At 63.6% G+C, this 12,644-nt stretch carries 11 protein-coding genes; 3 read left to right on the top strand and 8 right to left on the bottom strand.

The window, feature by feature from the left end:
* Positions 1–34: 34 nt before the first annotated feature.
* Positions 35–1,405 (top strand): sulfatase, encoded by a 1,371-nt coding sequence (locus DBV08_RS06550; RefSeq protein ID WP_124566900.1) that lies wholly within the window; start codon positions 35–37, stop codon positions 1,403–1,405.
* Here the strand turns inward: DBV08_RS06550 and cysC are convergent.
* The 8 genes from cysC to DBV08_RS06510 all read right to left on the bottom strand — a co-directional run bounded on the left by cysC (position 1,402) and on the right by DBV08_RS06510 (position 8,493).
* Complete coding sequence (gene cysC / locus DBV08_RS06545; RefSeq protein ID WP_124566899.1) at positions 1,402–3,282, bottom strand: adenylyl-sulfate kinase; 1,881 nt, start codon at positions 3,280–3,282, stop codon at positions 1,402–1,404. The two genes, DBV08_RS06550 and cysC, sit on opposite strands and share 4 nt — an antisense overlap.
* Positions 3,282–4,196 (bottom strand): sulfate adenylyltransferase subunit CysD, encoded by a 915-nt coding sequence (gene cysD, locus DBV08_RS06540; RefSeq protein WP_095969417.1) that lies wholly within the window; start codon positions 4,194–4,196, stop codon positions 3,282–3,284. The genes cysC and cysD overlap by 1 nt, the downstream gene beginning before the upstream one ends.
* Positions 4,193–5,002: a trehalose 2-sulfotransferase gene (locus DBV08_RS06535; protein WP_124566898.1), complete on the bottom strand. Its 810-nt coding sequence runs from the start codon at positions 5,000–5,002 to the stop codon at positions 4,193–4,195. Before DBV08_RS06535 ends, cysD begins: the two co-directional genes overlap by 4 nt.
* A 122-nt stretch (positions 5,003–5,124) precedes the next feature.
* A complete protein-coding gene (locus tag DBV08_RS06530) occupies positions 5,125–6,066 on the bottom strand; it encodes a copper resistance D family protein (protein ID WP_124566897.1) in 942 nt (313 codons plus the stop codon).
* A gap of 4 nt (positions 6,067–6,070) precedes the next feature.
* Positions 6,071–6,589, bottom strand: coding sequence for a copper resistance CopC family protein (locus DBV08_RS06525; protein WP_124566896.1), 519 nt, complete (start codon positions 6,587–6,589; stop codon positions 6,071–6,073).
* Positions 6,589–7,257: a YcnI family protein gene (locus DBV08_RS06520; protein ID WP_095969420.1), complete on the bottom strand. Its 669-nt coding sequence runs from the start codon at positions 7,255–7,257 to the stop codon at positions 6,589–6,591. Before DBV08_RS06520 ends, DBV08_RS06525 begins: the two co-directional genes overlap by 1 nt.
* Positions 7,258–7,309: 52 nt before the next feature.
* Positions 7,310–7,825 (bottom strand): hypothetical protein, encoded by a 516-nt coding sequence (locus tag DBV08_RS06515; protein WP_095969421.1) that lies wholly within the window; start codon positions 7,823–7,825, stop codon positions 7,310–7,312.
* Positions 7,826–7,839: 14 nt separating this feature from the next.
* Positions 7,840–8,493, bottom strand: a complete 654-nt coding sequence (locus tag DBV08_RS06510) for a DUF6474 family protein (protein WP_003944178.1) — start codon at positions 8,491–8,493, stop codon at positions 7,840–7,842.
* 124 nt (positions 8,494–8,617) lie between these two features.
* On the opposite strand from DBV08_RS06510, the gene DBV08_RS06505 reads away from it, so the two are divergent.
* Together DBV08_RS06505 and DBV08_RS06500 are read left to right on the top strand one after the other, a co-directional pair.
* Positions 8,618–10,174, top strand: coding sequence for a TM0106 family RecB-like putative nuclease (locus tag DBV08_RS06505; RefSeq protein ID WP_124567035.1), 1,557 nt, complete (start codon positions 8,618–8,620; stop codon positions 10,172–10,174).
* Between the two features lie 135 nt (positions 10,175–10,309).
* The gene (locus tag DBV08_RS06500) at positions 10,310–12,637 is read left to right on the top strand and encodes a bifunctional diguanylate cyclase/phosphodiesterase (RefSeq protein ID WP_124566895.1); all 2,328 of its coding nucleotides are present in this window, start codon (positions 10,310–10,312) and stop codon (positions 12,635–12,637) included.
* Positions 12,638–12,644: the final 7 nt, after the last annotated feature.

The raw sequence follows: 12,644 nt of genomic DNA, 5'->3' as shown, positions 1-12,644 counted from the left end.
GCCGCACGTGGGCGGGGCAACTAGCCTTGCCCACGTGTCGGCTGCGCGAGATAACGTCCTGATCATTCATTGGCACGACCTGGGGCGACACCTCGCAAGTTACGGTGTCGCCGGGGTCAACAGCCCCCATCTCGACCGACTGGCAGCAGAAGGTATCCGCTTCACCGACGCACACGCGACGGCGCCGCTGTGCTCACCTTCGCGCGGTTCGCTCTTCTCGGGCAGGTATCCGCACAACAACGGTCTGATCGGGTTGGCGCACCACGGCTGGGAGTACCACGCCGAGGTGCAGACGCTCCCGCAAATCCTCTCCGACAACGGCTGGTACACCTCGCTGTTCGGCATGCAGCACGAGACTGCGTATCCGAAGCGACTGGGCTATCACGAGTACGACGTCACCAATTCGTTCTGCGACTACGTGGTTCCGCGTGCCCAGAACTGGTTACGACGCTTCCCACCCGAGCCGTTCCTGCTCACCACGGGGTTCTTCGAAACGCATCGGCCGTACCCGGCCGATCGCTACACACCGGCGGACACCGCAGCGCTGGAGGTTCCCGGATACCTTCCCGACGTGCCGCAGGTACGCGAGGATCTGGCCGAATTCCACGGCAGCGTAGAGGTGGCCGACGCCGCGGTGGGTGATCTGCTCGGGACGCTCGAGGAAGAGGGGCTCGACGAGAACACGTGGGTCTTCTTCCTCACCGATCACGGCGCCGCGTTCCCGCGTGCCAAGTCGACGCTCTACGCCCCGGGTACCGGAATTGCGTTGATCGCTCGCCCTCCGGCTCGGTATCGCAGTGGCGGAAAGGAATACGAGACACTCTTCAGCGGTGTGGACCTTGTTCCGACCATTCTCGATCTCCTCGGCATCGATGTCCCCACCGAGGTGGAAGGTCGCTCGCACGCCGATGCCCTCGTCGATCGTGGAACCCAGCCTTCCGAGCCCGTCCGGACTTCCTTGTTCACGGAGAAGACCTTTCACGACAGCTTCGATCCCATTCGAGCGGTGCGCACCAAGGACTACAGCTATATCGAGAACTACGCCGTCCGCCCGGCTCTGGATCTACCGCTCGACATCGAGGACAGTCTCTCCGGAAAGGCGCTCGGCACCGAGCATCTGGCGGTACGTGCGCCTCGCGAGCTGTACGACCTGCGGTCCGACCCTGACGAGAAGATCAATCTGATCGATCGACCGGAAGTGTCGGCGGTACAGGCGGAATTGTCCTCACAGCTTCACACGTGGCGCGCCGAAACGGATGATCGTCTTCCCGACGAGGCATTGGGTAGCGCGATGGCCGTGCACCGCATGGCGGCATATCTCGAAAAGATCGGTGTCCGACCCAACGTGCGGTCCGCCTACAGCGCGGACCGCGGCTATCTCGAGTCGGACACCGAAAACCCTTAGGGCCTGGTGGCTTCGCGTTCTTCCAACAATGCGATGACCCGCTCGACCAACTCGGAGATGTCAGCCCCCGTCGTGTCGAAAGCCAGGTCCGGGTCCTCCGGGGTCTCGTACGGCGCGTCGATACCGGTGAGTCCCTTCAGTTCACCCGCTCGCGCACGTGCATACAGGCCCTTGGGATCTCGGCGTTCGCATTCTTCGACGGGAGTGGTGACAGCAATTTCGAGAAAGGTGAGCCCGGCAGCTTCGTTGAGAGCACGCGCAATTGCCCGGTCCGAACGCAGTGGCGAGACCATCGACGCGATGGCCACCACGCCGGCGTCGGCGAACAGTCGAGTGAGATGTCCGACGCGCCGGATGTTCTCGGCCCGATCTCCCGGTGAGAACCCGAGATCGTCGGAGATACCGTGGCGGACGTTGTCACCGTCCAGGAGGTACGCGGTGCGTCCCGCGTCGACCAGCGCACGTTCGACAGCCACAGCGACGGTGGATTTTCCGGAGGCAGGCAGGCCGGTCAACCAGATCGTCGCGCCCTTCTGGGTCGTCGACGCCCACCGCCGCTGACGTTCGAGTGAAGACGGATGCCACTTGATGTCGTTGCGGGTCTGCTCACCGGGAACGACAACGCGTGGTTCGAGAATGGTGCCGGCGCCGACGGTGTCGTTGCTCTGCTCGTCGATCAGAATGAAAGCGCCGGAGTCCCGATTGTGGTCGTAGGTATCGGCGACCACCACGGAACTGGTTCGGAGCGTGACCGTTCCGATGTCGTTGAGCCCCAACTCCACCGGGCTGTCCTGCTCGTCGAGCGTCTCGGGATCGAGTCGGGTGTGCAGTTCTTGAACGGTCGCTCGCACGGTCCGGGACGTATGTTTGAGTGCTATCCGATCGCCGGCTCGCAGTGGCGTGTTCGACAACCAGCAGATCGTGGCTTCGAGTTCTCGGGCCAGAACCGGCAAGTGGGCCTGCGCACCTCCGCTGACCAGAACGTCGCCACGTCCGACGTCGATGTCGTCGGCCAACTCCACCGAAACCGACAGTGGTGCAACGGCGGTAGTGCGGTTGTCGTCGAGGGTGTCGAGGCCGATCACGGTGCTCTTCGAGCCGGACGGCAGGACCACTACCTCGTCTCCGACGCTCAGTGTGCCTGCCGATATGCGGCCGGTATACCGGCGCCGATTCTGTGGATCTGGACGCGAAACCCACTGCACGGGAAGCCGAAGCTCCTCGATGTGTGTCGCAGGCGCATGGAGTTCGACGCCTTCGAGATATTCGAGAAGCGTCGGCCCGTCGTACCACGCGGTGTTCTCGGAACGCGTCACGACGTTGTCACCGGCCTTCGCGGAGACCGGGATGGCAAGTACGTCCTCGCGCCCGACTTGCCGCGCCAAGGCTCGCAGTTCTTCCTGCACCTGCGCGAATCTCGCTTCGTCGAAATCCACCAGATCGATCTTGTTCACCACGGCCACAAGGTTCGGAACACCGAGTAGCGCAGCGATTCTGGCGTGCCGACGCGTCTGACGCAGCACGCCGGTCCTCGCGTCGACCAGCAGGACCGCCACGTGCGCGTTGGAGGCTCCGGTGAACATGTTGCGCGTGTAGCGCTCGTGTCCCGGGGTGTCGGCGAGTACGTAACTTCTTGTCGGAGTGGAGAAGAATCGGTACGCGACGTCGATCGTGATGCCCTGTTCACGCTCGGCGCGTAGTCCGTCGGAGAGTGCAGCCAGGTCGGCGACACCGTGCTCGTCGGTCACGGAATCGAGGTGATCGGTTGGCAGGCTGTCGGTGTCGTGCAACAGCCGGCCGATCAGCGTGCTCTTGCCGTCGTCGACGCTACCCGCCGTTGCCAGCCGCAGGAGTTGGCGAGTGATGGTGGTGGTCATCAGAAGTAGCCCTCACGCTTTCGGTCTTCCATCGCGGCGACCGAGGTTCGGTCGTCTGCGCGAGTCTCGCCTCGTTCGGACACCGTCGCGGCCGAGATTTCGGTGACGACGTCGTCGATGGTGGTGGCGTGCGATCGAACGGCGCCGGTGATGGTCAGATCGCCGACGGTTCGATACCGCACCCACTCGGTCGTGGCTGCAGCGTTCTCGGCATCTGTACTGAATTCGGAAGCAGCGAGGAGCATCCCGTCGCGCTCGAACACCCGCCGTTGGTGCGCGAAATAGATGGACGGCAGTTCCAGTTCCTCCTGGGCGATGTAGCGCCAGATATCGAGCTCGGTCCAGTTGCTCAGGGGGAAGACACGAACGGACTCGCCGCGTCTGATCCGACCGTTGTAGAGCGACCACGGTTCGGCCCGTTGCGCTCGCGGGTCCCACTGGCCGAACTCGTCACGGAAGCTGAGGACTCGTTCCTTCGCGCGCGCACGTTCCTCGTCCCGGCGGGCGCCACCGAACGCGGCGTCGAACCTTCCGCCCTCGAGAGCGTCGAGCAGGGTTCTGGTCTGCAGGCGGTTTCGCGATCCGCTGGTCTCGGTCGACTCCTGCACTCTGCCCTGGTCGATCGAATCCTGAACGGAGGCAACCAGAAGTGTGTGTCCACCCTCCTTGATTCGGCGGTCGCGAAATTCGATGACCTCCTCGAAATTGTGACCGGTGTCGACGTGCAGAACCGGGAAGGGGAGCGGAGACGGCCGAAACGCCTTCTCGGCCAGTCGAAGCAGGACTATCGAGTCCTTGCCGGCCGAGAAGAGCAGTACCGGTCTTTCGAGCTCTGCCACCACCTCTCGAATGATGTGAACCGCTTCGGATTCGAGAACTCGGAGTTCGTCGACCACATCGGTGACGGTGCTCATGTGACGGGGTATCCGTTCTGTTCGGCGTCGTTGCGGTAGCGCTGCACCCATTCGCGGGATCGTCCGTCGCTCTGACGGCGCAGCGGCGGTGGTGGGGCCAGTTGTCCGTCGAGGCCGAGGGAGATGAGGGTTTTTGCGACCACGGATTGCGGGTCTTCGGTGAGATCGCGGAACCCGACTTCGATGGGAGAGATGTCCTCTTCCTCGAACCAGCGCTTCCAGTGGCGTTCCTGCTCAACGAGAATCGTCACCAGGTGCGCGATTCCGACTGCGTTGTACTGCGCACCGTCCGAGAGATTCGGTGGAGTCGCGTCGTCGCGCCAGACCTGTGTCTGCACGGCGCGCCACATCGACACAGCTTGAGCGACGACATCTTCTCGATAGACGTGGATGAACTGCAGGTCGTGATCGAGGGTGTCGTGGAGTGCCGAACGAAGGTCCGTCCCACTGCGCCACGGCAGTCCGGCCGCGCGATCGAGCAGGAGCGGCGTCTGATTCCACATCAGCTTGCCGCCCCAGACTCCGTTGGGGGTTCGGCCGAGTTCGAGAAGTTGTGTGCGCCACTGTTCGGAGGTGCGAGTGTCCGGCGTGCCCGGGTGAAACGGGGCGAGCAGGCTCAGGACGGACTCGTCCGTGACGTCCTCGAACCACTGCCTCGGTTGAGGCGATCGAGAGGTCTCGGGGAGGTACTGGAAGAACTCTTCCGGCTCACCCGCGACCCCGGTTGCTCGCAGGGATTCGACCAGCAAAGTACTGCCGCTGCGCTGCGAAGCGCAGACGAGAAACGAGCGTTGGGCCTCCGTCATGCGAGCAACGCTAAGGGCGGCCGGAAACCGCCGCAAGCTGGGAAAATAAACTCACGTAGAGGTTAAATCTCGACGTGAAACGTTAAATGTGCGGGTCACGAAATGTAGCGCTGAGGCACGTCTTACGCAGTTGTCGCAAGGGCCGCGGCGAGCCCGAAAGCGATGGCCATGAACACAACTTCACCGATGGCGCGGCGCAGGGATCCGTCCGAACTCATGCGGTGTGCAGCACTCGCGACCACCCACGTCCGGCGCCACCACCATCCCAGGGCGACGAGCAGCGCGATCACCACGATCTTGGCGAGGATCACCCGGCCGTATGCGGTGTCGTAGAAGGCGGAGAGTGAGTCGAGTCGCACGACGGCGTTGACGATACCGGTGACGACCAACGCGAGGACGCATCGCCAGGCGAGGGCGGAGTACTTGGGCAACCAGATCGCCCATGAACCGCGCGACGGTACGGCAAGGGCGAGTGCGGCGAGCACGCCGAACCACAGGGCCGCCGCGAGGACGTGAACGGCGTCGAGGATCGATCCGAAGCTCTGCTGCGCCATGTGCCCGGTGATCGGGCGGGCAGCGAGCGCCAACGCGGAGACGACCAATGCCGGTGCGACGGGCACCGTCTCGGGATTTGTGAATCCGTAGATGCCGTAACAGACGACGGCAAACGCGCACGCGATGATCGCGACGCCGACGCGGCCGACGTTGACCTCGGAGACGAATGCGCCGAAGTGTCCGATGGTCAGCGAGGTGACCGGGGCGCCGTCGGCCGCTGCGGCATTGAGCACGAGGAGCGTGATCTCGGTGACGAGCCAGACCGCTGCCACCGCGGTGAGCTGAGTCCACATGACGGCAGGGGTTGTTGCCGGGCGGCGTTCACTGCGGCCCATCCACGCAAGCGCCGCGATGCCGAGCGTCAACGAGCCGCATCCGATCGCGAGAACGCGGACCGTGCTCGACGATTCGGGTCCCGACGGGCTGGCGAGGCCCCAGGCGATCAGGACTCCCAGCAGAGCTGTGGGTACGGCAAACAGCAACCACCACCTGTTTGCCGTACCCGTCACGCGATCAGCTCGACTTCGGCTTACGGAGCACGAAGAACAGCGCACCGCCGAACACGACGACGCCGGCGACGATGAAGATCCACACCGGCATGCTGCCGGACTCCGACTCACCCGTACTCGACGCGGCGGCAGCGCCGGGAGTGCCCGACCCCGCCTCGGTGAGGGTGAACGTCAGGGTTCCGTTGACGGGGTGGCCGTCAGCGGAGGTGACGCGGTACGCGATCGTGTAGACGCCGGTCGGCCCGAGATCGCCGAGGTCTGCACTGACAGTGGGACCTTCGACGGACGGATCGCTCTTGGTCCAGAGGTTGCCGTCGGGACCGGTGACGGTCAGTGCCGCGAACTGCGCCTGCAGGGCCTCGTTGAACGTGACCGAAACCGTATCGGGTGCAACTTGAATCGACGCACCGTTTTCGGGGTTGGAACCGACCACTGCGGAGTGCGCGTTGGCTGTGCCCATTCCGAGCATCGTGGCCAGCATCGCGAGCATGCCGACGGCGATGACCTTGATCCGGGTACTCATCAGCGCTTGCTCCTGACCAGTGCGCCGAGGCCGAGTGCAGCGCCCAACGCGCCGAGCACCAGGCCGACGCCGCCGAGCCAGCGGGCGGTGTTGTCCGACGAAGAAGATTCGGAGGCAGCGGACGTCTCGGCAGTGTTATCGGCAGAGGGCGCTCCGTGCGCGTCACCGGTGGACGCGGCGAGAGTCAGCGTCGGCGCGGGCTTGTCCGGCTCACTGCCGTCGGCAAGCTCTTCCTGATCCCAGTTGACGACGTTGCCGTCGCTGTACGTCTGGACGGCCTTGAACTCGACCTCTTCCTGCTCCGGCAGCGGGCCGGCAGAGAGGACGAACTGCTGGAACTGGCCGGGGGCGATGCCGACGCCGGGATCGGCCGTCCAGGTCACGGACTTCGCGACCAGCGAGGTGGGGTCCTTCTCCACGACAGCGGTCCAGCCGGGCATCGGTTCGGTACGTGCCGACTTGAGGTCGGGGAGTGCCACCGTCAGCTTGGTGGTCGAAGCGGTGTCGGATTCGGTGGGCACGCGGAACGTGAGAACAGAGTATCCGCCCTGCGTAGCTCCTGGTGCGACGACGCTGACGTGTGCTGAAGCAATTCCGGCGGCCAGCAGTACGGCGCTGCCGGTAGCGACGGTCGTGACAACCGCACGCGAAATCAGGGTGTTCTTCATGTCGGGAAGTGTCCTCTTGGTCTGGTGAAGGGGTGGGGAGTTCTACGAATCTTCAGACCAGGGCAGGAGGACCGCGCCGCGAGATGCTGGCGCGAAGCAGAGCGTCGACAGGTCCGTGATGGATTCCGGTCGAGACGGTGTGGCCGCGGGAAGTGACGGCGGCGGGCGCCAGGGACGCCAGGACGACGTGAAGAGCGTGAGTGACAACCCGGTAGAGGCGCTCGGCAGCCAGGACCGCCAGCGCACAGGCGACGGTGGCACCGGCGTGAGCACCGAGCATCACCAATCCCGGAGCGGGCGAATGAGCGTGCTCGGAGAGCGTCATGGTGGTGTGCGCGGCAAGCTGGCCCAGGCCCAGAGCCACGATCAAGGCGGCGGGCCCCCGCGAGAGGGCGGGGAGGGTGGCTGTGACGGCACCGACGGTTGCGCAGACTGCGAGCAGCAGGGTCAGCGAAGACGACTGTGGCAGCTCACCTCCACCGATTCCGTGCGCAGCGACAGCGAGAGCAGCCGAAGCGGAACCGACAGCTGTCCCCCGGAGGGTCGCGGTCTGCTCGGCTGCTCTCACTGTCTTTCTCAGGTCTAGCGCACGCCGAGGCGTGCGAGCAGATCTGCTTCGACGCCGTCGAGTTCGGAAGAAATTGCCTGATGAGCTGCCTTTCGGCGAGCCTGCGGCATCTGCTCGGCAGCACGAACTGCCGTGCTGAGATCGCCGAGGCGCTCACGGATGGCGGCCGCGAAACGCTGCGTCTCCGCGTCGTCGGGCTTGCGGCTGAGGATCTCGGTGACCGAGCTCTCGGCACCGGCGATACGAGCGCTCAACTTCGCGCCGTGACCGGTGTAGTCGCCGAGCTGGTCGACGGCGATGCCCATCTTCTGTGCGCGCGTGGTGTCGAGCTGGGCGCGAACTGCCGTAGCCGCGCGGTACGCGATCGGCAGGAGAACAGGGGCAAGCAGACGTGCCACGCCCAGGTACTTGCGAACCTTGGCGACGGTCAGGCCCTGATTCGCAGCAGCCTTCTCCTGCGCCTTCAGGGTCGCGATCTGCGCCTTTTCGATCTTGTGCTGTGACTCGATCTCGGCTTTCTCCAGCTTCTTGAGCGACTTGGTCTCGACCTTGTCGCGCTTACGCTGGCTCTTGGCGTTGAGCTTCGCCTCGACCTCAGCCTTGTGCTTGAGAGCCTTTGCCTCCGCCTTGCGGGTGGCACGAGACTTTCGCTTCTTGAACAACCCCATCGAAAAGGACCCCGTTTCCAGGTGTTTGTGTGTTGCCAGGTACCTGCGCTTCGGCTTCAGCCTAGGGGAGCACATAATCTTCGTCATCGTGTGTTCCGTTAACAACCCCGCGCCCCAGCTCCCGATCATCGATTCGGGGGCGTTGACCCGATGCCGCCATCGGGTGCGTCTGGACGGGTTGTTTCCCGGGAAATCGGCTTCGGAACCCGTCGACACCGGCGTGAAGCAACGCCAGGATGCCGCGATCGCAAAGCGTGCCGAGATCGCCGAACTGGTGATCGGTGCTGCTCCCGAGCGTTGGGTGAAGATCAACCCCGATCAATCGGCGTCGGCTCAGGCTCGAGACACTCTGGCTGCCTGCGAGGCCGGCGCGGACCGGATCTGGGGCGCCGTGTTGCCGGTCGAGCGAGACACCGGCCGCAAGGGCCGATGCGAAATGCTCATCCGTGACGAGGGAGGCGGCGGGTACATCCCCGTCATTGTCGTCAATCACAAGGTGACCGATCCAGGACAGGGCGCGATCACCTCGGGGCTCTTCGACTGGGAGCCAGCGGTCGATCCCAAACGCAAGGTCCGCAGTCAGGTCCGCGATCAGATGCGCGTCGCGCAGGTCTATCGGATGCTCGAGCGTCGTGGGCTGGCTAGCCCGTCTCTGACAGCCGGCGCGATCGGTTACAACGGCGACTGCATCCTCGTCCACGACCTCAGCGCGATTCTCGACGAGTACGACGAGCGTTTCGCCGACCGTATCGCTGTTGCCCGCGGTGAGGTGCTGACGTCCCCGTCACAGGTGAGCGAGTGCAAATCGTGCCCGTGGTGGACCGAATGCAAGCAGGAGTTGGTCCGAAACCGAGACGTCAGCCTCGTCGCTGTCGGATCGCGAGCCGAGCTTCTGCGCGATGTCGGCTGCAATACGATCGATCAGTTGGCCGCCTGGGAAGGTGAGCCGCTCGAGGATTGGCCGCACGGAAATTTCGACGACGCAGTGGTGATCGCGAAGGCGTGGTTGGCAGACGCCCCGTTGGTGCGGCGGTTCGAGAAGATCTCGGTGACCCGGGCGGACATCGAGATCGACGTCGACATGGAGAGCTATCAGGAGCACGGCGCCTACCTGTGGGGGACGTTGCTCAATGTCGGTGGCTTCTCGATGTATCGAGGATTCGCGACGTGGGATCCGCTGCCGACGCGTGACGAGGCGCGGTCGTTCGCGGAGTTCTGGGGTTGGCTGATGGCGGAGCGTGCCGCGGCGGCTGCTTCGGGTAAAACCTTTGCCGCATACTGCTATTCGCGTTCGGCGGAGGACAAGTGGTTGTTGGACTCGGCGCGCAGGTTTGCCGGTGAACCCGGGATTCCGAGCAAGGACGAGATCCGTGAGTTCATCGACAGTCCGCAGTGGGTCGACATCTATCAAGCGGTGAGTGATCAGTTCATCTGCCCGAACGGCAAGGGACTCAAGAAGATTGCGCCCGTGGCCGGGTTCAACTGGCGTGACGCCGAAGCTGGTGGTGAAGCGTCGATGGCGTGGTACCGCGAGGCGGTCGGCTACGACGGTGAGCCGGACGAGACGCAACGGACACGCATCCTGCAGTACAACGAGGACGACGTCATTGCCACCAAGGTCCTACGTGAGTGGATGACGGACCGCGCGGAGAAGGAAATTCCGTTGGCTTCCGAGCTGTAGCACTGACCTCTGTCGCTATTGTCTGAAACATCCCATTTAACAGGATGTTTCGATTCGAAGTTTCTCGTCATCGTGTGTCTGGAACCCGTATCCGCGCTACCTTCATCTGGTCGGCTCCACGATGGAGGGTATTGAATGCTGAGCAGGCTGACTTCGAGTGCGAGCGACGCCGAACTGTCTGACGTCGAGCGACGTGACCTCTTCGCGCGCCAAGTCCGCCAAGTGACAACGGTCGCTCCACTGGCCAACGTCGCGAATTTCTTCAGTGCATGCGCCTTGCTGGCCTATGTCGTGCCTCCGGGGCGCGAAGATTTCCGTGTGATCTGGGGAGCGGCAGCGCTCGCAGTCATTCTCAATTCGGTGCGTGTGTGGTTGCCGAGGGTCATTCAGGGAGAGAGCTATTCGCCCAAGCACACGACGCGGTACGACTACTGGGCACTGATGCTCGAGGTGGTACTGCTGGGCGTTCTGTACACGATCCTTGCGGCCGAGATGCTTCCGGTGATAGACGGTTCACGAAAGCTGGTTCTGATCGCGACCATCGCCGGCGTGGTGGGTGCCGGTGCAGTTGCGCTGTCGACTGTTCGGTCGCTGGGTTTGGCCTGGATTCTGGTGCACGGTCTGGGATTGTTGATCGTCATGCTTGCCGGGGCGACGGCCGAGTATTTCGTCCTTTCGTTTCAACTCGTTGTCTACATCAGCATTCTGTGCGTCGGCGTTGTCTATCTGTGGGCGTCGTTCCGAAGTCGTTGTCTAGCCGAGTTCGAGGCTGCTGCCGAGCGCCAGACGGTCAGTTTACTTCTCGACGATTTCGAGGGCGGGTCACGCGACTGGCTGTGGGAAGTCGACACCACCGGGACGTTGTCGCACACCTCCGCTCGGCTGTCACAGATCTCGGGAGTTCCCGTCTCCGACCTGCGAACCCTGTCGCTGCGCGGATTGTTGGATCGGCTCGACGTCGGTTCGACGAAGAGTGGTCGAGCCGCGGTCCAGGTCATCGGAGATCACCTCGACCGCCTCATGCCGTTTCGTGAGGTCGTCGTTCCCGTTCGTGTCGGCGGCGTCGACCGATGGTGGTCTCTGTCGGGTCATCCCAGGCTTTCCGAGGCCATGGAGTTCGTGGGTTGGCGAGGTGTGGGTTCGGACATCACCGAGAAGTACAACTACGAGCGGCGAATTCTGTGGCTTGCTGCAACCGACGGACTGACCGGGCTCCCTAATCGCCGGACGTTCGGCTCGGAGCTGTCCGACGCACTCGGCACCGTCCGGACCGGCGAGCAGGTTCTGGTCGGCATCCTCGACCTGGACAATTTCAAGTCGGTGAACGACACGCTGGGGCACCCTGTCGGTGACAAATTGTTGATTTCCGTTGCTGCACGGCTCAATCGAGTGGTGAGTGGCGCCATGTGTGCGCGAATCGGAGGCGACGAATTCGGCGTCGTCCTGCGGGGAACAGGGGACGGCGGCGAGGTGTTTGCCCGCTATCTGGGCGCACTGCGTGAGCCGTTCTTCGTGCGGGGGAATCGCATCGAGGTTCGTGCATCGATCGGTTATGCCAGCTCACCGGCAGATTCCGAAGACGCGGACACGCTTGTCATGTCCGCGGACCTGGCGCTGTATGCGGCAAAATCCGCCGGCAAGAACCGGGTCGGAAGATACTCTCCGGTCCTGCGCGCGCGGGCCAGGGAGCGAGCGTCGGCCTTGCAAGAGCTTGGGCTTGCGATCGAGTCTCGGCAGTTCGAGCTGTACTACCAACCGCAGGTTCGTGCGGACACCGGCCGCGTCGAGGGTTTCGAGGCACTGCTTCGCTGGAATCATCCGGTGCGTGGAGTGCTTGCGCCGCACATTTTCATCGATGTCGCGGAAGAGACGGGTTTGATTGTCCCGCTGGGGCTTCAGGTATTGCATATGGCATGCGCCGAAGCGACGACGTGGCCCGATGACACCTACGTGACGGTGAATGTCTCTCCGGTGCAACTGATGTCGTCCGGCTTCGGATCGGCCGTGAACGATGCGCTGGAGGCGTCCGGTCTGTCCAGCAAACGGCTCCAGCTGGAGATCACAGAGACGGGAGCGGTAGAGGAGCTTGCCGTCGCCGAACTGGATCGTCTGCGTGCCACCGGGATTGCGATTGCCCTGGACGACTTCGGGACCGGCTATTCGTCTTTCGAGAGTTTGAAGAAGCTGCCGTTGGACATTCTCAAGATCGACCGGTCGTTCATCACCGAATTGAGCGAGGGTGATTCGGCAGTCGTCACGTCGGTGGTCGAGGTGTCGAAGGCGCTCGGAATGCAGTCATTGGCGGAAGGCGTGGAGACGGCCGACCAGTTGAGGCTCCTGCGCGCCGCCGGTTGCGAATTGGTTCAGGGTTACTACATCAGTCGGCCGATACCCGCGGCCGAGGTGGCCGAATATCTGAGCGCAACTGCACAAACCAGCGGTGGGTATTTTCATTCGTTCTGACAACTGT

This window comes from Rhodococcus sp. KBW08 (assembly GCF_003852455.1).
Taxonomy (GTDB): Bacteria; Actinomycetota; Actinomycetes; order Mycobacteriales; family Mycobacteriaceae; genus Rhodococcus_F; species Rhodococcus_F baikonurensis.
The sequence above is the reverse complement of the archived record's forward strand: the minus strand, read 5'-3'. Positions and strand labels throughout refer to the sequence as shown.